Source organism: Nocardioides mangrovicus (assembly GCF_003674065.1).
Classification (GTDB): Bacteria; Actinomycetota; Actinomycetes; order Propionibacteriales; family Nocardioidaceae; genus Marmoricola; species Marmoricola mangrovicus.
In genome coordinates this window covers 228534-253436 of record NZ_RDBE01000001.1, presented here as the reverse complement: position 1 = coordinate 253436, position 24903 = coordinate 228534, and the positions used below count along the sequence as shown (strand labels likewise).

Here is a 24903-nt window from a genome sequence, read left to right as displayed (position 1 = left end):
GTTGTCGCCGTGCCCACGCCCGATCGGTGCCGCCTCGCCGACCTCCGCGCCACCGAGGAGAAGCGGTTCCGCGACCTGCACCCCCGCTCGGCCGCACTGGCCGAGGACGCGGCCGGACCGCTGCTCGCCGGCGTGCCGATGCCGTGGATGACGCGCTGGCCCGGCGCGTTCGCGCTCACCGTCGACTCGGCGTCGGGGGCGCGCCTGGTCGACGTCGACGGCATCGAGTACGTGGACCTGTGCCTGGGCGACACCGGCGCGATGACCGGCCACGCGCTGCCCCAGGTCGCGGAGGCGATATCCCGCCGAGCCGCCACCGGGCTGACCACGATGCTGCCGTCGACCGACGCGACCTGGGTGGCCGCCGAGCTGGCGCGCCGGTTCGGCCTGCCCAGCTGGCAGTTCGCGATGTCGGCCACCGACGCCAACCGCTTCGTGCTCCGCTTCGCCCGCCACCTGACCGGCCGGCCCCGGATCGCCGTCATGGACTGGTGCTACCACGGCACCGTCGACGAGACGCTCGCCGTGCTCGACGGCGGCCGCGTCGTCCCGCGCCCCGGCGCGCTCGGTCCCCAGGTCGACGTCGCCGCCACCACCGCGGTGGTGCCGTTCAACGACGCCGCGGCCCTCGAACGGCGGCTCGCCGAGGGCGACGTGGCCTGCCTGCTCATGGAGCCGGCCCTGACCAACATCGGCATCGTGCTGCCCGAGCCCGGTTACCTGGCCGAGGTCCGCGAGATCACGCGGCGGCACGGCGTGCTGCTGGTCAACGACGAGACCCACACGCTGTGCGCCGGCCCCGGCGGGGCCACGGCCGCGTGGGGCCTCCAGCCCGACCTGCTGGTGGTGGGCAAGCCGATCGGCGGCGGCGTGCCGCTGGCGGCCTACGGCATGAGCGCCGAGGTGGCCGCCCGGCTGGCGGGCTCGATGCTGGGCCACGAGATCGACGTCGCCGGCGTCGGCGGCACGCTCACCGCCAACGCGCTGGCGCTGGCCGCCGCCCGAGCCACCCTGTCGACCAGCCTGCGCGACGACGACTTCGCCGTGGCCACACCGCTGGCCGAGCGGTTCACCGACGGCGTCGCCGACGTCATCGAGCAGCACGACCTGCCCTGGCACGTGCAGCGGCTGGGCTGCCGTGCGGAGTACTGGTTCTGCCCGCCGCCGCGCGACGGCGCGGCCGCGGCGGCCGCGGTCGATGAGGAATTCGAGGGGTTCTTCCACCTCTATGCCCTCAACCGCGGTGTCCTGCTCACGCCCTTCCACAACATGGCGCTGTTCTCGCCGGCCCACACCGCCGGCGACGTCGACCGGCACACCGAGGTCTTCGGCGGCGCGGTCGAGGCGCTGATGGGCTGAGTCCGCTCGGCGCCGGGCGGTGCACCGACTCCACACCTGGCCCGGACAGCACGAAGCCCCCGGATCCGAGGACCCGGGGGCTTGCGCGCTGGTGCTGGGAACTACTTGGTGATCTTGGTGACCCGACCGGCGCCCACGGTGCGGCCGCCCTCGCGGATGGCGAAGCGCAGGCCGTCCTCCATGGCGATCGGCTGGATCAGCTCGACCGACATCTCGGTGTTGTCACCGGGCATGACCATCTCGGTGCCCTCGGGCAGCGTCACGACGCCCGTCACGTCCGTGGTCCGGAAGTAGAACTGCGGACGGTAGTTGTTGAAGAACGGCGTGTGACGGCCACCCTCCTCCTTGGACATGATGTAGACGCTGGCCTCGAAGTTGGTATGAGGCGTGGTGGTGCCCGGCTTGATGATGACCATGCCGCGCTCGACGTCCTCGCGCTTGGTGCCGCGGAGCAGCAGACCGACGTTCTCGCCGGCCTGGCCCTCGTCGAGCAGCTTGCGGAACATCTCGATGCCCGTGATGGTCGTCGTCTGCTTGTCGTCGCGGATGCCGATGATGTCGACGGTCTCGTTCACCTTGACGATGCCGCGCTCGATACGACCGGTGACGACGGTGCCACGACCGGTGATCGTGAACACGTCCTCGACCGGCATCAGGAACGGCTTCTCGGTGTCGCGCTCGGGCTGCGGGATGTACTCGTCGACCTGGTTCATCAGCTCCAGGACCGACTCGCCCCACTTCTCGTCGCCGTTGAGCGCCGGGAAGGCGGCCACGCGGACGACGGGCAGGTCGTCACCGGGGAACTCGTACTCGGAGAGGAGCTCGCGCACCTCCATCTCGACGAGCTCGATGAGCTCCTCGTCGTCGACCATGTCGCACTTGTTGAGCGCGACCACGATCGCCGGCACGCCGACCTGGCGAGCCAGGATGACGTGCTCACGGGTCTGCGGCATCGGGCCGTCGGTGGCGGCGACCACGAGGATCGCGCCGTCCATCTGGGCCGCACCGGTGATCATGTTCTTGATGTAGTCGGCGTGACCGGGGCAGTCGACGTGCGCGTAGTGGCGCGCCTCGGTCTGGTACTCGACGTGCGCGATGGCGATCGTGATGCCGCGCTGGCGCTCCTCGGGAGCCTTGTCGATCTGGTCGAACGCCGACGCCTCGTTGAGGTCGGGGTACTTGTCGTGCAGGACCTTGGTGATCGCAGCGGTCAGCGTCGTCTTGCCGTGGTCGATGTGACCGATCGTGCCGATGTTGACGTGCGGCTTGGTCCGCTCGAACTTCGCCTTAGCCACGGTGGGCTCCTCCTGTTGCTTTCTCTACTGAATCGTGTGGTGGTCGCCGTGCTGGGTTCCCGCGCAGAGGTTACTCGCCGCGGACCTTCTTGATGATCTCGTCGGCGACGTTCTGGGGAACCTCGGCGTACGAGTCGAACTCCATCGAGTACGACGCCTGACCGGAGGTCTTCGACCTCAGGTCGCCAACGTACCCGAACATCTCCGACAGGGGCACGAGCGCGTCGACGACCCGGTCGCCCGAGCGCTCCGACATGTTCTGCACCTGCCCGCGGCGGGAGTTGATGTCGCCGATGACGTCACCCAGGAAGTTCTCCGGGGTGACCACCTCAACGGCGAACATCGGCTCCAGCAGCACCGGCTTGGCCATGCGGCAGGCCTCCTTGAAGGCCTGGTTGCCGGCGATCTTGAAGGCCAGCTCGGAGGAGTCGACGTCGTGGTACGCGCCGTCCTCCAGGCTCACCTTGACGTCGACCATGGGGTAGCCGGCGAGCACGCCGAACTCCATGCCCTCCTGGGCGCCCTGGTCGACCGAGGGGATGTACTCGCGCGGGATGCGGCCACCGGTGACGTTGTTGACGAACTCGTAGCCCGCACCCGCCCCGGTCTCCTCGTCGATGCTGGGCTCGATCGACATGACGACCTTCGCGAACTGCCCCGACCCACCGGTCTGCTTCTTGTGGGTGTAGGAGTGGTTCTCCACCTTGCGGCGGATGGTCTCGCGGTAGGCGACCTGCGGCTTGCCGACGGTGGCCTCGACGCGGAACTCGCGCTTCATCCGGTCGACGAAGACCTCCAGGTGGAGCTCGCCCATGCCGGCGATGATCGTCTGGCCCGTCTCCTCGTCGGTCTTGACGGTGAAGGTCGGGTCCTCGTCGGTCAGCCGCTGGATGGCGACGCCGAGCTTCTCCTGGTCGCCCTTGGTCTTGGGCTCGATGGCGACCTCGATCACCGGGGCCGGGAAGGTCATCGACTCCAAGATCACCGGGTTCGAGGCGTCGCAGAGCGTGTGGCCGGTCTTGGTGTCCTTCAGACCCATGACGGCCACGATCTGCCCGGCGCCGACCGACCCGATCTCCTCACGCTTGTTGGCGTGCATCTGGTAGACCTTGCCGATCCGCTCCTTGCGGCCGGTGACCGAGTTCAGCACCGAGGTGCCGGCCTCCAGCTTGCCGGAGTAGACGCGCACGTAGATCAGCTTGCCCAGGTGCGGGTCGGCGGCGATCTTGTAGGCCAGACCGGAGAACGGCTCGTCGTCCGACGGCTTGCGGACGATCTCCTTCTCCTCGTCGTTGACCGCGTGGCCGGTGATGCCCTCGACGTCGATCGGCGAAGGCAGGTACTTCACGACCGCGTCGAGCAGGGGCTGGACGCCCTTGTTCTTGAACGCCGTGCCGCACAGCACCGGGTTGAGCTTGTCGGCCAGGGTGGCGCGGCGGATGCCGGCCTCGAGCTCCTCGACCGAGAGCTCCTCGCCCTCGAGGTACTTCTCCATGACGTCGTCGTCGGCCTCGGCCAGCGTCTCCAGGAGCTTCTCGCGGTACTCCTCGGCCTGGGCTGCGAGCTCGGCCGGGATCTCCTCGACCTCGTAGTCCTCACCCATGGTGGTCTCGCCGCGCCACGTGAGCGCACGCATGCCGACCAGGTCGACGACGCCGATGAAGTCGGCCTCGTTGCCGATGGGCAGCTGCAGCACCAGCGGGGTGGAGTTGAGGCGCTCGACCATCATGTCGACGCAGCGGAAGAAGTCCGCGCCGGTGCGGTCGAGCTTGTTGACGAAGCACATCCGCGGCACGGAGTACTTGTTGGCCTGCCGCCACACCGTCATGGTCTGCGGCTCGACGCCCGCGACGCCGTCGTAGACGGCGACCGCACCGTCGAGCACCCGCAGGGAGCGCTCGACCTCGGCCGTGAAGTCCACGTGGCCGGGGGTGTCGATGATGTTGATCTGGTGGTCCTTCCACCAGCACGTGGTGGCGGCGGAGGTAATGGTGATCCCCCGCTCCTGCTCCTGCTCCATCCAGTCCATGACGGCCGCGCCCTCGTGGACCTCACCGATCTTGTACGTGATGCCGGTGTAGAACAGGATCCGCTCGGTGGTGGTGGTCTTGCCGGCGTCGATGTGCGCCATGATGCCGATGTTGCGGACCTTCTTCAGGTCTGTGGTGATGTCAACAGCCACTGATCTCTGAGTTCCTTAGCTAGTCGTGTTTACGCCGTAGGGAAGAACACCGCGCGGGTGGTCGGTGTTCCTCACCGACGTCACCAGCGGTAGTGCGCGAAGGCCTTGTTGGACTCGGCCATCTTGTGAGTGTCCTCGCGACGCTTCACCGCGGCACCGAGGCCGTTGGAGGCGTCGAGGATCTCGTTCATGAGCCGCTCGGACATCGTCTTCTCACGACGGTCCTGGGCGTAGCCGACCAGCCAGCGCAGCGCCAGCGTGGTGCCGCGGTTGCCCTTGACCTCGATCGGCACCTGGTAGGTGGCGCCACCGACGCGGCGGGACTTGACCTCGATGGCCGGCTTGACGTTGTCCAGCGCCCGCTTGAGCGTGACGACGGGGTCGGTGTCGGTCTTGCCGCGGCAACCCTCCAGCGCGGTGTAGACGATGCGCTGGGCGACCTGCTTCTTGCCGTCCTGCAGCACCTTGCTCACCAGCTGGGAGACCAGCTGCGACCCGTAGACCGGGTCGACGTCGATCGGCCGCTTCGGAGCGGGGCCCTTGCGTGGCATCAGCCCTTCTCCTTCTTCGCGCCGTAGCGGCTCCGCGCCTGCTTGCGGTTCTTCACGCCCTGGGTGTCGAGCGAACCGCGGATGATCTTGTAGCGGACGCCGGGGAGGTCCTTCACCCGGCCGCCGCGCACGAGCACGATCGAGTGCTCCTGCAGGTTGTGGCCCACACCGGGGATGTACGCCGTGACCTCGACGCCGCTGGACAGGCGCACGCGGGCGACCTTGCGCAGGGCGGAGTTCGGCTTCTTCGGGGTGGTCGTGTACACGCGGGTGCAGACCCCGCGGCGCTGGGGCGAGCCCTTGAGCGCAGGCGTCTTGTTCTTCGACACCTTGTCCTGTCGGCCCTTGCGGACCAGCTGCTGGATGGTGGGCACCGAGTGGTTCCCTTTCGTGTTCAGCTCTCGCGCACCAGCGATCTGCCGGCGCGGTAGTGGATCGTTTCGGGGAATCAGCCGCCCTGGCCGTGCGACCGGGCGGCGGGTGCCCGAGTGCCGACCGGGGTCCTGCTCGGGCGAGCAGTCCTGGGCGAGCGGCACGCGTCCGGGAGACCGGACACAGATGTCCACAGTACCGGCGCCTCCCGGACAAGGCAAAACCATCCGAGACCGGCTCGATCCTCGTCGCCGGCTCGGTTTTCCACAGGCCCGGTCAGGCCGGTGGTCGAGGTCTGCTCGTCAGGGTAGACCTACGGCCATGAGACCCGGGTTCGGCGGCGCCGAGACCACCACGTTGGCCAGCGGGGCGGTCGACCTCGTGGCGGTGGGCCGCGACGTGAAGGCCGCCGGCGCCCACCTGCGGCGGCTGGGCCACGCCTGCGCCGAGGCCTGCCCCGATCCCCTGGTCGGGCCACTGGCGGGTTTCGCCGGCGCCGTGGCGGCCTACTCCGAACGCACCGGCGAGCACGTCGCCGCGCTGGGCTGGCTCGGCTCCCACCTGGCCGAGGACCTCGACCTGGCCACCGGCGGGTTCTGAACCGACCGCTCAGTCGACCGTGAGTCCGAGGTGCTCGGCGAGCAGCGGCGCCAGCTCGAGCAGCTGTTCCTGGCTCACGGTCGCGCCGCTGAGCCCCTCGACGCCGACGAGCCGCTCGATGGCCAGACCCCGCAGGTCGACGTCGGCCAGCCGGGCCTGGCCGAGCAGTAGCGACTCGGCGCGGCTCTCGACGAAGCCTGCGCGCTCGACGCTGGCAACGCCGAGGTCCAGGTCGCTGATGACACACCGCTCGAAGGTCACATCGGTCAGCTCGCTGCCTCGGAGGTTGAGGTAGCCCAGCCGGCAGTCGACGAAGCGCACGACTCGCAGCGCCGCGTCGTAGAGGTCCAGCGCACCCAGCCGGCACCAGACGACCTCCACCTCGCGCAGCTCACTGCGGTCCAGGGCCACCGAGGTGGCCTCGCAGCCGACGAGCCGCGACTCGCGGAGCCGGCTGCCCCGGAGCACCGCATCGTCGAGGCGCAGCCGCTCGAGCGAGCACTCGACCAGGTCGAGGTCGTGCAGCTGCGACCCCGCGAGATCGACGTCGGCGAACCGGACCCCGTCGTGGGAACGCTCGAGCCGCAGGTCCTCTCCGGCGTCGAGGTCCTCCAGCAGCAGTGCCGGCCGCCTCGCGGCCTTCATCGGGCCAGCAGCTCGGCCAGGTGCAGGGCGCGCACGCCGGCCAGGTCGTCGAGCTGGGTGCGGCAGGAGAAGCCGTCGGCGAGGACCACGGCCTCGGGGTCCGCGCGGACCGCGGGCAAGAGGGCGTGCTCGGCCACCGCCACCGAGACCTCGTAGTGGCCCTGCTCGACCCCGAAGTTGCCGGCCAGACCGCAGCACCCGCCCACGCGCGTCACGGTGGCGCCGGCGGCGGCGAGCAGCGCCTCGTCGACCTCCCAGCCGATGACGGCGTGGTGGTGGCAGTGCGGCTGGGCGATCACCGTCACCCCGGTCAGGTCCGGCAGCACCGCACGGTCCAGCGTCGAGACGAACTCGGCCAGCGACCGCATCCCGGCGGCCACCACCGCGGCGCGCGGGTCGTCGAGCAGCTCGACGGCGTCGGAGCGCAGGGTCGCCAGGCACGACGGCTCCAGCCCGACGACCGGCACGCCCGAGGCGACGTAGGGGTGCAGCGTCGCCACCGCGTCGCCCACGATGCGGCGGGCGGCGTCGAGCTGGCCTGTGCTGATCCAGGTCAGCCCGCAGCAGGCCTGCTCGCCGATCACCCCGACGCGCAGTCCGGCCGCCTCGAGGAACGCGATGGCCGCGCGGCCGGAGTCGGCGGCGAACCGGTCGGTGAAGGAGTCGGCCCACAGCCAGACGTCATACGAGGTGGTCGCCGCAGCGACCCGTTCGTATGACGTCCGCAGCGGTCGCGGCGAGAAGCGGGGCAGCGAGCGCCGTTGGTCCACCCCGGCCGCCGCCTTGGCCAGCCGGGCGAGCACCGGCACCCGCAGCGCGGCGTTGGCCAGTCGTGGCGGGGTCAGCCGGGCCCACTGGGGCAGCCGGCCCAGCGTGTAGTGCGAGCGGGGACGACGCCGTCCCCGGTAGCGCTGGTGCAGCGCCTCGGCCTTGTAGGTGGCCATGTCGATGCCCGTCGGGCAGTCGCGGGCACAGCCCTTGCACGACAGGCACAGGTCCAGCGCCTGCTCCACCGCCGGGTCGTCCCAGCCGCGGACCACGGTGCCGTCGACCAGCTCCTGCAGCACGCGCGCCCGGCCGCGCGTGGAGTCCTTCTCGTCCTGGGTGGCGGTGTAGGAGGGACACATGACGCCGGTGGGCCCTGGCCCGGCCAAGCACTTGCCGACGCCGGTGCAGCGGTGCACGGCACCGGCGAACGAGCCGCCGTCGTGCACCAGCCGCAGCGAGGTGACCGGCGAGCGGCCCACCACCCGCAGCGAGGCGTCGAACGGCGCCGGGTCGACCAGCACGCCCGGGTTGAGCAGGTTGCCGGGGTCGAGCAGCCGCTTGGCCTGGCCCATCAGGTCGATCGCGTCGGCGGAGTACATCTTGGGCAGCAGCTCCGAGCGGGCCCGCCCGTCGCCGTGCTCGCCGCTCATCGAGCCGCCGTAGCGGGCCACCAGGTCGGCGGAGTCCTCCACGAAGGTGCGGAACCGTGCCCGACCCGCGGCGTCGTCGGTCTCGAAGTCGATGCGGATGTGGACGCAACCGTCGCCGAAGTGGCCGTACGGCACGCCGTCGAGGCCCGAGGACGCCAGCAGGGCGTCGAAGTCGCGGAGGTAGGCGCCGAGCTGGGCCGGCGGTACGGCGGCGTCCTCCCAGCCCGACTTGGCCTGCCGGGCCAGCGACCGCGCGGCCAGGCCGGCGCCGTCCTCGCGGATCCGCCACAGCGTCGCCTGCTCGCCCGGGTCGGTCACCACCCGGTGCGGGACGCCGGCGTCGCGCGCCACCGCCGCCGCGAGCGCCTCCGCCTCGGAGGCCGTCGACGCGGTCACCTCGGCGAACAGCCAGCCGTCGCCGGCCGGCAGCTCCGGCACCGAGCCGCCATGGGCCACGAGCACGTCGACGATCCGGCGTCCCAGCCCCTCGCAGGCCACCAGCGGATGCGAGAGCAACGCGGGCACGGCGTCGCCGGCGTCGGCCATGGAGGCGTAGCCGAGCACGGCGAGCGCCCGGGCGGGAGCGTCCTCGACCAGCCGGACCTCGGCCTCGAGCACCACCGCGAGCGTGCCCTCGGTGCCCACGAGGAACCGGTCGAAGGATGTCCCCCGCTCGGGCAGCAGCTGCTCGAAGGAGTAGCCGGAGACCTGGCGCGTGAACCGGCCGAACTCGGTGCGCACCAGGCCCAGGTGCGCGGCCACGAGGTCGGTGACGCCGGCGTGACCGGCGCCGGGCTCGACCACCGTCCCGTCGGCGAGCGCCACGCGCAGCCCCACCACGTTGTCCGAGGTGCGGCCGTAGCCCAGCGCGCGGGAGCCACAGGCGTTGTTGCCCACCATGCCGCCGACGGTGCACCGGGTGTGGGTGGACGGGTCGGGGCCGAAGCGCAGGCCCTGCGCGGTGGCCGCGCGCTGCAGCGTCGCGTGGACGGCACCCGGCTGCACCACGGCCGTCCGGCGCTCGGCGTCGACGCCGACGACGTCGTGCATCCAGCGGCGGGTGTCCACGACGATGCCCGGGCCGACGGCGTTGCCCGCGATGGAGGTGCCGGCGCCGCGCATCGTGACCGGCGTGCCGGTCTCGCGCGCGACCGCCAAGGTGGCCAGCACCTCGTCGGCGTCGCGGGGCCGGACCACCACCTGGGGCGGCACGCGGTAGAGCGAGGCGTCGGTGGCGTAGAGCGCCTGGGCGAGCGGGCTCGCGTCCACGTCGCCGACCCCGTGCCGTCCCAGCGCGTCGAGGAGGTCGCTCACCACAGCGACATCGAGCGGCTCATGATCCCCGCGACGACGTCCTCGTCGACCTCGAGCGGCGCGATGGCCAGCAGCCGCTGCTGCTGGAGCGCCCCCTGCGCCAGGCCGGCCGTGTCGGCCTCGGTGTAGCCGACGGCGCCGAGACCGTCGGGGATCGCGATGTCGCGCATCAGCGCGAGCAGCACCCGTGGCAGCGCATCGGGCCCCTCGTGGACCACCCCGGGCTCGAGCAGGTCGGCCGCGTGCTCGTGACGTCCCGGGTCGGCCTCGTAGGTGAACCGGAAGCTCTCCGGCGCGGTCAGCGCCACCGCCATGCCGTGCGGCACCATCGGCTCGCTGTCGGGGTATCCGTCGGGGTGGAAGTCGCGGACCTGGCCGGCGATCGGGTAGGCGTTCGCGTGCGGGATGTGCACCCCGGCGTTGCCGATGCCCATGCCGGCATAGGTGGCGGCGAGCGCCATGTCGGCGCGCGCCTGGCGGTCCTCCCCGTCGGCCACGGCCCGCCGGAACGAGCCCGCGAGCAGCCGCAGCGCCTCGCGCGCCCACATGTCCGAGACGGGGTTGGCGCCGCAGTAGGGCACACGCTGCTCGGCCCGCTTCGCCGGCAGCGAGGTGTAGGGACGAGCGGTGTAGCTCTCCAGGGCGTGGCACAAGATGTCCATCCCCGAGGCCGCCGTGACGCCCGCGGGCTGGCTGCCGACGAGGTCGGGGTCGACCACGGCGAGCGCCGGTCGCAGCCGGGGATGGGAGATGCCGGTCTTCACGCGCAGCGAGAGGACGTCGAGGACGCACACCGTCGTCGACTCCGAGCCGGTGCCGGTGGTGGTCGGCACGGCCACGAGCGGCTTCAGCGGGTGCTCGGGCGAGCGGGCCGACCCCACCGGCGCGTTGAGGTAGTCGCGCACCTCCCCCGGGTTCGTGGTGAGCAGGTCGACGGCCTTCGCGGTGTCGATGGCCGAGCCGCCGCCCACGGCGACGAAGGCGTCCCAGGGCCCATTCGCCCGGGCCCACTCGGCCGCTGCGGCGAGGCTCTCGTCGGTGGGCTCAACGTGCGCGCCGTCGTAGACCTCGGCGCTCAGGCCGAAGCCGGCCAGCTGCTCGGCCACCCGCTGCGGGTGGCCGGTGGCGGCCACGCCGGCGTCGGTGACGACCAGCACCCGCCGGACCTCGCCCATCGTCGACAGGTCGAACCCGATCTCCGCGCTCGCCCCGGGCCCGAACTTCAGGTTCGGCGCGCCGTAGGTGAAGACCGTCTCCGACATGTCCCTCAGGCTATTGCGTGCCCCGAGAGGGTCGCGACCGAGCCGCCCGCCATCCTGTGATCCATCTGACGCGTTTCGCCCAGGTACTTCTGGGGCAGCGTTCAGGTCAGCCCCTTACTTTCGAATGATGCCCACGACGACGACCGCCCCCGCGCCGCCGCCGACCACCGCCTCCGACGCGGCGTCTGCGGAGGTCTCGCGACCCTCCGCGCGCGACCCGTGGTTCGACAACGCCAAGTTCGCACTCGTCGCGCTGGTCGTCGTCGGCCACAGCCTCGTCCTCACGCCGGGCACCACGGCGCACGGCTGGGTCTACACGTTCCTGTACTCCTGGCACGTGCCGGCCTTCGTGCTGGTGACGGGCTACCTGTCCCGCTCGTTCGCCTACACCCCGAAGCGGCTGTGGACGCTGGTGTGCACCGTCGCCGTCCCGTACGTCGTCTTCTCCGAGCTCCTCGTGCTGTTCCGCAACACCGTGGGCCACGAGGGGCTCAGCACGAGTCTGCTCGACCCGAAGTGGCCGATGTGGTACCTCACCGCGCTGTTCGCCTGGCGGCTGGTGACCCCGTTGTTCAAGGCGATGCCGCTGCTCGTCGCGGTCGGCGTCGCCGTCGCGGTGAGCCTCGTGGGCGGCATCGTGGCGCCTCACACCTTCGACCTGGCCCGCGCCGCCGGGCTGCTGCCGTTCTTCGTGGTGGGGCTCAAGCTGCGCCGCGAGCACCTCGCGCTGCTGCACCGCAGCAGCGTCCGGTTCGCCGGACTCTTCGCGCTCGCCGTCATCTTCGTGGCTGCGCCGAGCGTGCGGCTGGTCAGCACCGAGTACCTTTACTACCGCAGCACCTACGCCGAGATCGGCGACCCGGTCGTGGCCGGCCTGCTGATCCGCCTCGGCGTGATCGCGCTCGGCCTGGTCGGCGCCTTCGCGTTCCTCTCGCTGGTGCCCGCCAGCCGGACCTGGATGACCCGGTTGGGTGCCGCGTCGCTGGTCGTCTACCTGTTCCACGGCTTCGTCATCAAGGCCTGGACCTACCTCGGCGTCCCCGACTGGGCCGACGCCCACCCGGGCGTGAGCCTACTGCTGATGCCGGTGGCGGCGGTCGGGCTGGCCACGCTGCTGGCCCAGCCGGTGCTCGCCGTACGCCTCAACGCCCTGGTCGATCCCGTGGGCTGGCTGAAGCAGCGGCTGTGGCCGTCGATGCCCGAGGAGCCGCTGGCGCAGTCGCCGATCCGCCCGGTGCCCGTGCAGCAGGTCCCCACGTCGGGGCTATTGCGCTGAACGGCGGGTCGTCGAGCTCCGCGGCCCGGGCCAGCGTCGGCGCCTGACCCCCCAGGTGCGCGGGATGCCAGGGTGCGTGCTCGTGGGGCCGCGGCCGGTGGTGCGGCAGCCGCTGCAGCTCCTCCAGCAGCCCGGTGAGCACCTCCCCCAGGTAGGCCGTCCAGTCGCGCAGGTCGCCGTCGGCCGGCACGGTGAACGGCGGTCCTACCGAGACGTCCACCACCCGGCCGCGGGTCAGGTCGGGACGTCGGGTGGGGTCGCCCGCGGTGGTGATCCGCTGCGCACCCCACTGGGCCAGCGGCACCACCGTCGTGCCGGTCTCCCGCGAGAGGGCCGCCACCCCGGGCATCATCGAGCGGATGGTGAAGGCGTGGCTGAGGCCGGCCTCGGGGAAGACGCCCACCGCCTCGCCCTCGCGCAGCAGCCGACGCGCCGTCAGGTACGCCGCGGCCGGGGCCTGCCGGTCCACCGGCACGTGGCGCATCGCGTCCATCGCCGCGCCGACCCCGGGCACCCACATGTCGTGGCGGGTCAGGAACCGCACGAACCGTCCCCGCTCGATCGCCGCCCGCTCGACCGTGACGAAGTCCAGGAACGAGCAGTGGTTCGCCGCCAGCAGCACCGGTCCGTGCTCCGGGATGCGCTCGACCCCGTGCAGCCGCACGTCGACGCCCAGCGCGCCGAGCACGCCGCGACCGAGCGCGTTGGCCAGCCGGTAGGTCACGTCCACGAGGAGTGGTTCGTGCTCAGGAGAAGGGCGGACGGGTGTCGCGCAGCACCGAGCGGCGCCCGGCCCACCGCCACACCCGCGCGGCGGCGTCGCGGTCCTCGTCGGTGACCAGGTTCCCCATCCAGCGCAGCGCCAGCGTCATCAGCCAGGTCGAGCGCATGCCCGCCGGTCCCAGCGCGGGCAGCAGCCGCGGCACGGTGACCAGACCGGCCAGCCGCCGCGCGATCGAGAACGCCTCGCCGTAGCGCTCCTGCAGGATCGCCGGCCACGCCGTCTCCAGGCGCTGGTGGTCCTGCAGCATCTCGGCCGCCCACCGGCCCGACTCCAGGCCGTAGTCGATGCCCTCGCCGTTGAGCGGGTTCACGCACGCCGCCGCGTCGCCGACCAGCAACCAGTTCGGCCCCGCCACGTTGCTCACCGCGCCGCCCATCGGCAGCAGCGCCGACGTCGGCGCCCGCAGCTCGCCCTCGAGCCCGAAGTCCTCGCGACGCTGCGCGGCGTAGTGCCGCATCAACGGCCGCAGCGCCACCTCGGCCGGACGCTTGGCCGTGGCCAGCGTGCCGACGCCGAGGTTCACCTCTCCCCCACCGAGCGGGAAGATCCAGCCGTAGCCCGAGAGCACGGCGTCGTCCTCGTCGCGCAGCTCGAGGTGGGAGCTGATCCACGGGTCGTCGGCGGCCGCCGAGCGCACGTAGCTGCGCCCGGCCACGCCGTAGACGGTGTCACGGTGCCAGGTGCGCCCCAGCACCTTGCCCAGCGGCGAGCGGACGCCGTCGGCCACCACCAGCCGGCGGCAGCCAACCTCGACCGTGCCCTCACCGGAGTCGAAGACCACGGCGGACACGCGGCCGCCCTCGCGCCGGACGTCGACCGCCCGCGCGCCGTCCACGCCGACGGCGCCGGCCTTGAGGGCGGTGGTGCGCAGGTGGTCGTCGAGCACGGTGCGCGCCACGGCGGACCCGTGAGCAGGCAGCGACCCACCCGGCCAAGGCAGGTGCAGCGTCTGCCCGAAGCCGTGGGCGCGCAGCCCCACGTTGCGGGTGCGCGCGAACACCCAGTCCTCGACCCCGAGCCGGGTCAGCTCCTCGATCGCGCGGGGGGTCAGCCCGTCGCCGCAGGTCTTGTCGCGCGGGAAGGTAGCGGCGTCCGCCAGCACGACGTCGAGCCCCGCCCGGGCCGCCCACGCGGCCGCCGCCGACCCCGCGGGGCCGGCGCCGACGACGAGCACGTCGGTGGAGGTGGGCGTCACGGGTTCATTCTCCCAGAGGGGCGGGTGGGTGGGGGGTGGGGCGCTCGCGCGGCGGGGGGGTTGCCGGGCACCCGGCAAAACCCCGGGAAATTCCGGTCATAAGGGCGCTGCCGCGCCGAGTTTCGGTAGGTCGGCGCCCGTTGCGCCCGGTTCGCGACTCAGACCCAGATGGCGGCCGGGATGCCGTCGCTGAACACCTCGGGCTCGGCCGGCAGCGACTCGGCGCGGCCGGTCGCGTGGCGCCGGGCCGTCCAGGCCACCGCGCAGGCGTCGAGCAGGTCGTCGACGCCGTATCCCCCGCCGCGCCGGTACGCAGGCGGCGCCACGTCCGCGGCTCGCAGCGCGGCCCGGCGGGCGCGGGCGCCGGCCGCACTCTTCTTCGGCGGCAGCCGCAGCCCGCTCATCGTGGTGAAGGACAGCTCGGGGTGCACCTCGAGCACCGTCACCCCCGGTCGAGACCGCACGAAGCCGTCGACGTCGAGCACCTTCGCGCGCAGGGCGTAGGACTGCGCGCTCGCGCTCAGCCCGGTGGCGGCCAGACTCGCCGCTCGCGCTTCGGCGTACGTCGGCGCCTCGAACGCGGCCCGCGCCAGGGTCGGGAACACCGTCGAGCCGCGCCCGCGCAGCCGGCTGCGGGCCAGCGCGTCCGAGGTGCGCCGACCGGCGTCGGGCAGCCCGATCGGGATGTCGACGCCCACGACGTCGATGCCGGCCGCGGCCACCAGGGCCGCGATGTCGGCCGCGACCAGGACTCGCACGCGGCCGTCGTGGAGCAGCGCCCCGATCCAGCCCGCGCGGCAGGCGTCGACCCCCAGCACGGGCGGCGGCACCGGGTCAGAACTCGCTGTCGTCGAACTTCTTCTCCGACTCCTCGTAGTCCTCGTTGTCGGTGAACATCCCGGCCTCGGAGTCGAAGTCACGCTCGGTGTTGTCGACCTCGACCTCGTCGGGACGGTTGTCGGGGTCGAGCCGCTCCTCCCGCTCGGACTCGATCTGCTCCTGCTCCCCCTCCGATACCTCCGGCATCGTGCCGACGGCCTCGGGCGAGCCGGAGTCGCCGTCGGACTCGGGCTCGGGCTCCTGCTCGGACTCGTGCGCGTCCTCGTCGCTCATGGCTGTGAGGCAACCTGCTGAGTGAACGGTTGTCAACGGACGGTCGTGTCGACGCATCGCCGGCGTCGTGCCGGCGTCGTGCCGAACGCGTCGCCGGTTTCGACGCGCCGAGGGCCCGGCCGCGCAAGCGCGGCCGGGCCCTCGACTGCTCAACCCGGGTTGCTAGACCCAGAACGTCGCTTCGCTCAGTTCTGGTACGACCCGAAGTCGAAGTCGTCCAGCGCCACCGTCTGGTTGGTGCCACCGAAGTCGTAGTCGCCGTAGGAGCTGTAGTCGGCGACCTGGTACGCCGCCGCCCGCGCCTCCTCGGTGGGCTCGACCCGGATGTTGCGGTAGCGGTCCAGGCCGGTACCGGCCGGGATCAGCTTGCCGATGATGACGTTCTCCTTCAGACCGCGCAGGCTGTCGGACTTGGCGTTGATCGCCGCGTCGGTCAGCACCCGCGTGGTCTCCTGGAACGACGCCGCCGAGAGCCACGACTCGGTGGCCAGCGACGCCTTGGTGATGCCCATCAGCACCGGACGACCCGAGGCCGGCTTGGCGCCCTCGGAGACGACCCGACGGTTCTCCTCCTCGTAGCGGACGCGGTCCACCAGGTCGGAGGGGAGCAGGCGGGTGTCGCCGGACTCGATCACCGTGATCCGGCGCAGCATCTGCCGCACGATGATCTCGATGTGCTTGTCGTGGATCGACACGCCCTGGCTGCGGTACACCTGCTGCACCTCGTCGACCAGGAACTCCTGCGCCTTGCGCACGCCGAGGATCCGGAGCACGTCCTGCGGGTCGGGCGAGCCCTGGGTCAGGGCCTGGCCGACGTCGACGTGGTCGCCGTCGGCGACCAGCAGCCGCGACCGCTTCGAGACCGGGTACTCCTTGACCTCGCCGCCGTCGTCGGGGGTGACCAGGACCTTGCGGGCCTTGTCGGTCTCCTCGATCTCGATGCGACCGGCGTCCTCGGTGATCGGGGCACGGCCCTTGGGCTGCCGCGCCTCGAACAGCTCGACCACACGGGGCAGACCCTGCGTGATGTCGTCGGCCGAGGCCACACCACCGGTGTGGAAGGTACGCATCGTCAGCTGCGTGCCGGGCTCGCCGATCGACTGCGCGGCGATGATGCCCACCGCCTCGCCGATGTCCACCAGCTTGCCGGTGGCCAGCGAACGGCCGTAGCACTTCGCGCAGGTACCGGTGCGGGCGTCGCAGGTCAGCACGGAGCGGACCTTGACCTCCTCGACGCCGGCCTCGATGAGCTCGGCGATCTTGAGGTCGCCCAGGTCACCGCCGGCCTCGACGAGCACCGCGCCGGTCTCGGGGTGCGTGACCTCGACCGCGGCGGACCGGGCGTAGGCCGCGGTCTCGGCGTTCTCGTCCTTGACGACCCGGCCGTCGTCGGTCTTGACGCCGATCCGCTTGGGCAGGCCGCGCTCGGTGCCGCAGTCGTCCTCGCGGATGATGACGTCCTGGGAGACGTCGACCAGCCGCCGGGTCAGGTACCCGGAGTCGGCGGTACGCAGCGCCGTGTCGGCCAGACCCTTGCGGGCGCCGTGGGTGGAGATGAAGTACTCCAGCACGGACAGGCCCTCGCGGAAGTTGGCCTTGATCGGACGCGGGATGATGTCGCCCTTGGGGTTCGCCACCAGCCCACGCATCGCGGCCACCTGACGCATCTGCATCATGTTTCCGCTGGCGCCGGAGTCGACCATCATGAAGATCGGGTTGGCCCGGTCGAAGTTCTTCTCCATGGCGGCGGCGACCTCGTTGGAGGCCTGAGTCCAGATCTCGATCAGCTCCTGACGACGCTCGTCGTCGGTGATCAGACCGTTGTCGTACTGCTTCTGGACCTTGGCGGCGTCGCCCTCGAACTTGGCCAGGATCTCCGGCTTGGAGTCGGGGGTGACGACGTCCTCGATGGAGACGGTGACGCCGGACTGGGTGGCCCAGCGGAAGCCCGCCTCCTTCAGCGCATCGAGGGAGTTGGCCACGACGACCTTGCTGTAGCGCTCGGCGAGGTTGTTGACGATCTCGCCCAGCTGCTTCTTGCCCACCTCGTAGTTGACGTAGGCGTAGTCGGCCGGCAGCGCCTCGTTGAACAGCGCCCGGCCCAGCGTGGTCTCGAGCACCAGCGGGTCGCCCTGCGTCCAGCCCTCCGGCGCCTCGTAGCCGCGGGGCGGCACGACGTCAGTGAGCTTGATCGAGACGGTGCTCTGCAGGTCGATCTCGCCGTGGTCGAGCGCCATGATCGCCTCGGCGGTGGACGAGAACGTCCGGCCCTCGCCCCGACCGGCGCGGTCGGTGGTGAGGAAGAAGATGCCGATGATCATGTCCTGCGTCGGCATGGTGACCGGACGCCCGTCGGACGGCTTGAGGATGTTGTTGGTCGAGAGCATCAGGATCCGCGCCTCGGCCTGGGCCTCGGCCGACAGCGGCAGGTGCACCGCCATCTGGTCACCGTCGAAGTCGGCGTTGAACGCCGAGCACACGAGCGGGTGGATCTGGATGGCCTTGCCCTCGATCAGCTGCGGCTCGAAGGCCTGGATGCCGAGGCGGTGCAGCGTCGGTGCGCGGTTGAGCAGCACCGGGTGCTCGGCGATGACCTCCTCCAGCACGTCCCAGACCTCCGGACGCACCGCGCGCTCGACCATCCGCTTGGCGGACTTGATGTTCTGCGCGTGGGAGAGGTCGACCAGCCGCTTCATCACGAACGGCTTGAACAGCTCGATCGCCATGTACTTCGGCAGACCGCACTGGTGCAGCTTGAGCTGCGGGCCCGAGACGATGACCGAACGACCGGAGTAGTCGACGCGCTTGCCGAGCAGGTTCTGGCGGAACCGGCCCTGCTTGCCCTTGAGCATGTCGGACAGCGACTTCAGCGGCCGGTTGCCCGGGCCGGTGACCGGACGGCCACGACGGCCGTTGTCGAACAGCGAGTCGACGGCCTCCTGCAGCATCCGCTTCTCGTTGTTGACGATGATCTCGGGCGCGCCGAGGTCCAGCAGCCGCTTGAGGCGGTTGTTGCGGTTGATGACCCGGCGGTACAGGTCGTTGAGGTCCGACGTCGCGAACCGGCCACCGTCGAGCTGCACCATCGGGCGCAGGTCCGGCGGGATGACCGGGACGGCGTCGAGCACCATGCCCATCGGGGAGTTGCCCGTGCGGTGGAAGGCGTCGACCACCTTGAGCCGCTTGAGCGCGCGGACCTTCTTCTGGCCCTTGCCGTTCTCGATGGTGTCGCGCAGGTTGTCGACCTCGGCCTGGATGTCGAAGGTCTCGAGGCGCTTCTGGATCGCCGTGGCGCCCATGTAGCCCTCGAAGTACTTGCCGAACCAGCTCTTCATCTCGCGGTAGAGCTGCTCGTCGCCCATCAGGTCCTGGACCTTGAGCGACTTGAAGGTGTTCCAGACCTCCTCGAGCCGGTCCAGCTCGCGCTGGGACCGGTCGCGAACCTGCTTCATCTCGCGCTCGGCGCCATCGCGGACCTTGCGGCGCGCGTCGGCCTTGGCACCCTCGGCCTCCAGGGCCTCCAGGTCGCTCTCGAGCTTCTTGGTGCGCTCCTCGAGCTGGGTGTCGCGGCGGTTCTCCAGGCTCTTGCGCTGCAGACCGATCTTGCCCTCGAGGTCGGACAGGTCGCGGTGACGCGCCTCGTCGTCGACGTGGGTGATCATGTACGCCGCGAAGTAGATGACCTTCTCCAGGTCCTTCGGGGCGAGGTCGAGCAGGTAGCCGAGCCGGCTGGGGACACCCTTGAAGTACCAGATGTGGGTGACCGGAGCTGCCAGCTCGATGTGGCCCATCCGCTCGCGGCGGACCTTGGAACGGGTCACCTCGACGCCGCAGCGCTCGCAGATGATGCCCTTGAATCGGACCCGCTTGTACTTGCCGCAGTAGCACTCCCAGTCCCGCGTGGGACCGAAGATCTTCTCGCAGAACAGGCCGTCACGCTCGGGCTTGAGCGTGCGGTAGTTGATCGTCTCCGGCTTCTTGACCTCGCCGTGGCTCCACTGGCGGATGTCCTCGGCAGTGGCCAGGCCGATCTTCAGCTGGTCGAAGAAATTGACGTCGAGCACGTGGCTCCCAACCCTTCAGGTGGTTCGAAACTCAGGGAAAGTTGTAGGGACCGGGGCGGGCGCCTCACGGTGGTTTCGAGACGGTCGCTGCGCGACCTCCTCAACCCGCGTGAGGCGCCGCACCTCAGACTTCTTCGACGCTGCTGGGCTCGCGGCGGGAGAGGTCGATGCCGAGCTCCTCGGCGGCGCGGAAGACGTCCTCCTCCGCGTCCTTGAGCTCGATCTGCGACCCGTCTTGGCTGAGCACCTCGACGTTGAGGCAGAGCGACTGCATCTCCTTGACGAGCACCTTGAACGACTCCGGGATGCCGGAGTCGGGGATGTTCTCGCCCTTGACGATGGCCTCGTACACCTTGACCCGGCCCGGCACGTCGTCGGACTTAATGGTCAGCAGCTCCTGCAGGGCGTAGGCCGCGCCGTACGCCTCCATCGCCCAGACCTCCATCTCGCCGAACCGCTGGCCGCCGAACTGGGCCTTACCGCCCAGGGGCTGCTGCGTGATCATCGAGTACGGGCCGGTCGAGCGCGCGTGGATCTTGTCGTCCACGAGGTGGTGGAGCTTGAGGATGTACATGTAGCCCACCGACACCGGGTCCGGGAACGGCTCGCCCGAGCGCCCGTCGAACAGGCTGGCCTTGCCGTTCTCGCCGACCATCCGGTTGCCGTCGCGGTTCGGCAGCGCCGAGCCGAGGAGACCGACGATCTCGTCCTCGCGGGCACCGTCGAAGACCGGCGTGGCGACCTTCGTGTCCGGAGCGGCCTCGTCGGCGTGAATGTCGATCAGCCGCTGCTTCCAGTCGGCATCGTCACCCTCGACGACCCAGCCGTTCTTGGCCAGCCAGCCCAGGTGGATCTCCAGGATCTGGCCGATGTTCATCCGGCGGGGCACGCCCAGCGGGTTGAGGATCACGTCGACCGGGGTGCCGTCGTCCATGAACGGCATGTCCTCGATCGGCAGGATCTTGGCGATGACGCCCTTGTTGCCGTGGCGGCCGGCCAGCTTGTCGCCGACCGAGATCTTCCGCTTCTGGGCCACGTAGACGCGCACCAGCTGGTTCACGCCCGGGGGCAGCTCGTCGGCGTCCTCGCGGTCGAAGACCCGGACGCCGATGACGGTGCCGGACTCGCCGTGCGGCACCTTCATCGAGGTGTCGCGGACCTCGCGGGCCTTCTCGCCGAAGATCGCGCGCAGCAGCCGCTCCTCCGGGGTCAGCTCGGTCTCGCCCTTGGGCGTGACCTTGCCGACCAGGACGTCGCCCGTGGTGACCTCGGCGCCGATGCGGATGATGCCGCGCTCGTCGAGGTCGGCCAGCATCTCCTCGGAGACGTTGGGGATGTCGCGGGTGATCTCCTCCGGGCCCAGCTTGGTGTCGCGGGCGTCGACCTCGTGCTCCTCGATGTGGATCGAGGTGAGGACGTCCTCCTGCACCAGCCGCTGGGAGAGGATGATCGCGTCCTCGTAGTTGTGACCCTGCCAGGGCATGAAGGCGACCAGCAGGTTGGTGCCGAGCGCCATCTCGCCGGCGTCGGTGCACGGGCCGTCGGCGATCGGCGTACCGACCTCGACGCGCTGCCCGGCCTCGACCAGCGGCCGCTGGTTGATGCACGTGCCCTGGTTGGACCGCGTGAACTTCTGCAGCCGGTGGGTCTTGTGCGTGCCGTCGTCGCCGGCGATCTCGATCACGTCGGCCGAGACCGAGCTCACGACGCCGGCCAGGTCCGCGGTGACCACGTCGCCGGCGTCGACCGCGGCACGGAACTCCATGCCGGTGCCCACCAGCGGGGAGTCGCTGCGGATAAGCGGCACCGCCTGACGCTGCATGTTGGCGCCCATGAGCGCACGGTTCGCGTCGTCGTGCTCGAGGAACGGGATCAGCGCGGTGGCCACGGAGACCATCTGGCGCGGGGAGACGTCGATGTAGTCGACCTCGTCGCGCGGGATGTCGGTGGCCTCGCCGCCGCGGGTGCGGACCAGCACCCGCTCGTCGACGAAGCGACCGGCGTCGTCGAGCACGGCGTTGGCCTGCGCGATGACCTTGGTCTCCTCCTCGTCGGCGGTGAGGTGGTGGATCTCGTCGGTGACCTGCCCGTTCACGACCACGCGGTACGGCGTCTCGACGAACCCGAACGGGTTGATCCGCCCGTAGGAGGCCAGTGAACCGATCAGGCCGATGTTCGGGCCCTCCGGGGTCTCGATCGGGCACATCCGGCCGTAGTGCGAGTGGTGCACGTCGCGGACGTCCATCTGCGCGCGGTCGCGCGAGATGCCGCCGGGGCCGAGCGCGTTGAGCCGGCGCTTGTGCGTCAGCCCGGCGATCGGGTTCGTCTGGTCCATGAACTGGCTCAGCTGCGAGGTGCCGAAGAACTCCTTCAGCGCCGCCACCACGGGGCGGATGTTGATCAGCGACTGCGGCGTGATCGCCTCGACGTCCTGGGTCGTCATCCGCTCGCGGACCACCCGCTCCATGCGGGCCAGGCCGGTACGCAGCTGGTTCTGGATCAGCTCGCCGACGGTGCGCATCCGGCGGTTGCCGAAGTGGTCGATGTCGTCCGAGCGCAGCTCGATGGCCTCGTCGTGGGCGTCGGTGACCTGCGTGCCGCTGGGGTCGACGAAGTGCGAGGACGCCGCCGCGTGGAGCTGCACGACGTAGCGGATGGTGTCCACGACGTCGTCGATCGTCAGCGTCTGCTGGTCGAACGCCTCGTGCCGGCCGAGCTTCTTGTTCACCTTGTAGCGACCGACCTTGGCCAGGTCGTAGCGCTTGGGGTTGAAGTAGTAGTTCTTCAGCAGCGTCAGCGCGGCCTCGCGCGTGGGCGGCTCGCCCGGGCGGAGCTTGCGGTAGATGTCGAGCAGCGCCTCGTCCGGGGTGGAGGTGTTGTCCTTCTCCTCGGTGAGCTGGATCGACTCGAACTGGCGCAGCTCGGCCATGACGGCGTCGTAGTCGTACGGCGCGCCGGTGTAGTCCTCGGACTCCGCGACCGCCTGCAGCGCCTTGAGCAGCACCGTGACGTTCTGCTTGCGCTTGCGGTCGAGCCGGACACCGACCATGTCGCGCTTGTCGATCTCGAACTCCAGCCACGCACCGCGCGAGGGGATGACCCGGGCGGTGAAGACGTCCTTGTCGGAGGTCTTGTCGGCGGTCTTCTCGAAGTAGACGCCGGGCGAGCGCACCAGCTGGGAGACGACGACGCGCTCGGTGCCGTTGATGATGAAGGTGCCCTTGCGGGTCATGAGCGGGAAGTCGCCCATGAACACGGTCTGGCCCTTGATCTCACCGGTCTCGCCGTTGGTGAACTCGGCGGAGACGTAGAGGGGTGCGGAGTAGGTGAAGTCCTTCTCCTTGCACTCCTCCTCGGTGTACTTGGGGTCGTAGAAGACCGGGTTCTCGAAGGAGAGCGACATGGTCTCCGAGAAGTCCTCGATCGGCGAGATCTCCTCGAAGATCTCCTGCAGGCCGGTCTTGGTGGAGACGTCCTCGCCGGCCGCCTGGCGCTCGGCGACCCGCTCCTGCCAGCGCTCGTTGCCGACCAGCCAGTCGAAGCTGTCGGTCTGGAGCGAGAGGAGCTGCGGGACCGCGAGGGGCTCGGCGATCTTGGCGAAGGAGAGGCGAGGTGGTGCGGTGTCGGGCTGCTTGTTGCGAGGAGCGGACGTGCGGGTGCGCGAGGCGGCCAAGAGGAATCCTTCCGAGGCTCACGTCGGTGAGAGAGGCGCCACACCCACCACATTCCAGCCGCCGGACAGGCAGGAAGCATTTGAAGGAGGGCGCAAAAGTGCAAGATAGCACACGCGCACAGAGCCCTTCAACAGCCTCGACACCGTCGTGACGACGGCACCGGCTGATGCTGTCCAGCAGTGTGCGGCGTCGACCCGGGCTGGTCAAGCACGCGGGCGGCGCGGCCACCCCCTGGGCCCGACGGCGCTAGTAGCTGGTGATGCCGTCGACCAGCCAGGAGTCGCCCGAGCGCTTCATCGAGATCGTCAGCCGGTTCAGCGCCAGCGTCGGCGAGGCGTCGCCCTTGGTGGTGGTCTGGTTGACGAAGGCGATGACCCGCACCCGGTCGGCCTCGGCGCTCACCACGCCGACGTTTTGCACGGTCGCCTTCACCACGGCCTTGGTCTGCACCGCCGGGCCCGTCGTGCCGTCGGCCTCGATCAGCTTGGCGAAGGTCGCGTCGTACTCCTTGCGGTACGTGGGCGTCAGGTAGGCGTCGGCCCGCTTGTTGTCGGCCTTGAGCCGCCGGTAGTCGTAGGACAAGACGGCCGGGAGCGCCCGCTCGGCGGCGGCGCTCGCCTCCTGCCCGGCGTCGTCGGACTGCCCTGCGTCGTGGTTGCGCACCGCCAGCACGGCGCCGATCGCCACCACCGCGACGACCACCACGGTCAGGAGCGCCAGCACCCACAGCGGCACCGCGGCCAGCCGTCGCCCGGTCGTGGCCTCGGTGCGCCCGGCCTCCTCGGCCTCCTCGGCCTCCTCGGACTCCTCGGCCGCGTCGGTTCGCTCCGCCTCCTCGGACTCCTGCTCCCCCGGCTCGGCCGGCTCCGGGGTCGGCGCCAGGGTCGGCTGGGGGGACGGTGCCAGGGCGGTCGTGGACTCCGGGTCGCGCACGTCCACCGGGGCCGCGACCGGCTCCCGCTCCAGCCCGGCGTCGTAGGCCGCGCGCTGCGCCGGGTCCAGCAGCACGTCGGCGGCCTCGTTGAACAGCCGGAACTGGCTGGTCCCCGAGCCGGGCTCAAAGCGGTCGGTGGCATCGCGCCAGGCGGCCTTGATCTGGTCGGGCGTGGCGTCACGGTCGACCCCGAGGAGGTCGTACCAGGTGGCGCCGGCGCGCTGGCTCGTCACTGCCCGCTCCCGGAGTCGGAGGAAGACCCGGAGGAGGAGCCCGAGGTGGTGCCGCCCTGGCAGCCCGAGACGTCCTCCTTGAAGTCGTCCACCAGCCACTTCCCGCCGATCTTGCGCAGGTCGACACTCATCCGCTTGTAGGGCGGCTGCACACAGCTCTTCGTGGTCACGGTGACGTCGTGGATGACCAGGACGGTGGCCGAGTCGGCGTCGATGTCTTGGACACCGGCGGCCCGCACGCTGCCCTTGCTGGAGATCTGGATCGCCTGGTAGGCCTGCGTGAAGGTCTTGAAGCTGTCGCTGAAGTCGCTGCGCATCTTCGGCGTCAGCAGCGCCCTCAGCCGCTTGCTGTAGCCGTCGAGGTCCTTGTAGTCGACCGCGTCGAGCCGCAGCGTGAACTGCTCGGCGGCGTTCACCGCGGCCGTGCGGTCGCGCGCGGTGGTCTCGTCCTGGCGGTGGGTGCGCCACCCGGTGACCGCGAAGACGGCCGCGGCGGCCAGCAGCGCGACCAGCACGGCCGCGATGATCGCGCGCACCATCGCGGAGGGCCCGCGCCGGGGGCGCGCGAACGCATCGGGGGCGCCGGGGTCGGACTCGATCCCGGTGTCGGTGTCGCTCACGCCTCTCCTACC

At 70.8% G+C, this 24903-nt stretch carries 17 protein-coding genes and 1 pseudogene; 3 read left to right on the top strand and 15 right to left on the bottom strand.

The features are described from left to right. Window positions 1-9 precede the first annotated feature (9 nt). Window positions 10-1359, top strand: a complete 1350-nt coding sequence (locus D9V37_RS01205; RefSeq protein WP_121804299.1) for a transaminase — start codon at window positions 10-12, stop codon at window positions 1357-1359. A 101-nt stretch (window positions 1360-1460) separates the two neighbouring features. Here D9V37_RS01205 and tuf read toward each other — a convergent pair whose 3' ends face one another. The 4 genes from tuf to rpsL form a co-directional block, all read right to left on the bottom strand. Next, entirely contained in the window at window positions 1461-2654 is a 1194-nt protein-coding gene (gene tuf / locus D9V37_RS01200) for an elongation factor Tu (protein WP_121804298.1), read from the bottom strand. A gap of 70 nt (window positions 2655-2724) precedes the next feature. Further along, window positions 2725-4836, bottom strand: coding sequence for an elongation factor G (gene fusA / locus D9V37_RS01195; RefSeq protein WP_121804297.1), 2112 nt, complete (start codon window positions 4834-4836; stop codon window positions 2725-2727). Between the two features lie 80 nt (window positions 4837-4916). Then, window positions 4917-5387, bottom strand: a complete 471-nt coding sequence (gene rpsG / locus D9V37_RS01190) for a 30S ribosomal protein S7 (RefSeq protein ID WP_121804296.1) — start codon at window positions 5385-5387, stop codon at window positions 4917-4919. Further along, window positions 5387-5761: a 30S ribosomal protein S12 gene (gene rpsL, locus D9V37_RS01185; RefSeq protein ID WP_121804295.1), complete on the bottom strand. Its 375-nt coding sequence runs from the start codon at window positions 5759-5761 to the stop codon at window positions 5387-5389. Before rpsL ends, rpsG begins: the two co-directional genes overlap by 1 nt. A 319-nt stretch (window positions 5762-6080) precedes the next feature. Here rpsL and D9V37_RS01180 point away from each other — a divergent pair, with 319 nt between their 5' ends. Next, window positions 6081-6359, top strand: a complete 279-nt coding sequence (locus D9V37_RS01180; protein WP_121804294.1) for a hypothetical protein — start codon at window positions 6081-6083, stop codon at window positions 6357-6359. A 9-nt stretch (window positions 6360-6368) separates the two neighbouring features. Here D9V37_RS01180 and D9V37_RS01175 read toward each other — a convergent pair whose 3' ends face one another. Genes D9V37_RS01175 through D9V37_RS01165 form a run of 3 tightly spaced genes read right to left on the bottom strand, consistent with a single transcriptional unit; the run spans window position 6369 to window position 10998 of the window. Beyond that, a complete protein-coding gene (locus D9V37_RS01175; RefSeq protein WP_121804293.1) occupies window positions 6369-7004 on the bottom strand; it encodes a pentapeptide repeat-containing protein in 636 nt (211 codons plus the stop codon). Then, window positions 7001-9736, bottom strand: coding sequence for an FAD-binding and (Fe-S)-binding domain-containing protein (locus D9V37_RS01170; protein ID WP_232524674.1), 2736 nt, complete (start codon window positions 9734-9736; stop codon window positions 7001-7003). The genes D9V37_RS01175 and D9V37_RS01170 overlap by 4 nt, the downstream gene beginning before the upstream one ends. Next, on the bottom strand, window positions 9733-10998 hold the full coding sequence (locus D9V37_RS01165; RefSeq protein ID WP_121804291.1) for a hydroxyacid-oxoacid transhydrogenase: 1266 nt from the start codon (window positions 10996-10998) through the stop codon (window positions 9733-9735). Before D9V37_RS01165 ends, D9V37_RS01170 begins: the two co-directional genes overlap by 4 nt. Here D9V37_RS01165 and D9V37_RS01160 point away from each other — a divergent pair. Continuing rightward, window positions 10997-12100: pseudogene (locus tag D9V37_RS01160) on the top strand (acyltransferase family protein); the annotation flags it as partial. The gene D9V37_RS01165 and the pseudogene D9V37_RS01160 overlap by 2 nt on opposite strands. 40 nt (window positions 12101-12140) lie before the next feature. Here D9V37_RS01160 and D9V37_RS20575 read toward each other — a convergent pair. The 8 genes from D9V37_RS20575 to D9V37_RS01120 all read right to left on the bottom strand — a co-directional run bounded on the left by D9V37_RS20575 (window position 12141) and on the right by D9V37_RS01120 (window position 24891). Continuing rightward, on the bottom strand, window positions 12141-13004 hold the full coding sequence (locus tag D9V37_RS20575; RefSeq protein ID WP_121804289.1) for a lysophospholipid acyltransferase family protein: 864 nt from the start codon (window positions 13002-13004) through the stop codon (window positions 12141-12143). Between the two features lie 16 nt (window positions 13005-13020). Continuing rightward, entirely contained in the window at window positions 13021-14253 is a 1233-nt protein-coding gene (locus D9V37_RS01150) for a geranylgeranyl reductase family protein (RefSeq protein ID WP_121804288.1), read from the bottom strand. Between the two features lie 158 nt (window positions 14254-14411). Further along, entirely contained in the window at window positions 14412-15083 is a 672-nt protein-coding gene (locus tag D9V37_RS01145; RefSeq protein WP_158604340.1) for a DUF429 domain-containing protein, read from the bottom strand. 4 nt (window positions 15084-15087) lie between these two features. After that, window positions 15088-15366 (bottom strand): hypothetical protein, encoded by a 279-nt coding sequence (locus D9V37_RS01140; RefSeq protein ID WP_121804286.1) that lies wholly within the window; start codon window positions 15364-15366, stop codon window positions 15088-15090. Between the two features lie 185 nt (window positions 15367-15551). Beyond that, the gene (locus D9V37_RS01135) at window positions 15552-19430 is read right to left on the bottom strand and encodes a DNA-directed RNA polymerase subunit beta' (protein WP_121804285.1); all 3879 of its coding nucleotides are present in this window, start codon (window positions 19428-19430) and stop codon (window positions 15552-15554) included. 124 nt (window positions 19431-19554) lie between these two features. Next, a complete protein-coding gene (gene rpoB, locus D9V37_RS01130; protein ID WP_121804284.1) occupies window positions 19555-23103 on the bottom strand; it encodes a DNA-directed RNA polymerase subunit beta in 3549 nt (1182 codons plus the stop codon). Between the two features lie 247 nt (window positions 23104-23350). Further along, window positions 23351-24271, bottom strand: a complete 921-nt coding sequence (locus D9V37_RS20125; RefSeq protein WP_158604339.1) for a J domain-containing protein — start codon at window positions 24269-24271, stop codon at window positions 23351-23353. Beyond that, window positions 24268-24891, bottom strand: a complete 624-nt coding sequence (locus D9V37_RS01120) for a hypothetical protein (RefSeq protein ID WP_158604338.1) — start codon at window positions 24889-24891, stop codon at window positions 24268-24270. The genes D9V37_RS20125 and D9V37_RS01120 overlap by 4 nt, the downstream gene beginning before the upstream one ends. Window positions 24892-24903: the final 12 nt, after the last annotated feature.

Coding starts and splice junctions, on each gene's coding strand:
- D9V37_RS01140 (WP_121804286.1), bottom strand. CDS start 15,366: ATGAGCGACGAGGACGCGCACGAGTCCGAGCAGGAGCCCGAGCCCGAG.
- D9V37_RS01175 (WP_121804293.1), bottom strand. CDS start 7,004: ATGAAGGCCGCGAGGCGGCCGGCACTGCTGCTGGAGGACCTCGACGCC.
- rpsG (WP_121804296.1), bottom strand. CDS start 5,387: ATGCCACGCAAGGGCCCCGCTCCGAAGCGGCCGATCGACGTCGACCCG.
- D9V37_RS01165 (WP_121804291.1), bottom strand. CDS start 10,998: ATGTCGGAGACGGTCTTCACCTACGGCGCGCCGAACCTGAAGTTCGGG.
- D9V37_RS01180 (WP_121804294.1), top strand. CDS start 6,081: ATGAGACCCGGGTTCGGCGGCGCCGAGACCACCACGTTGGCCAGCGGG.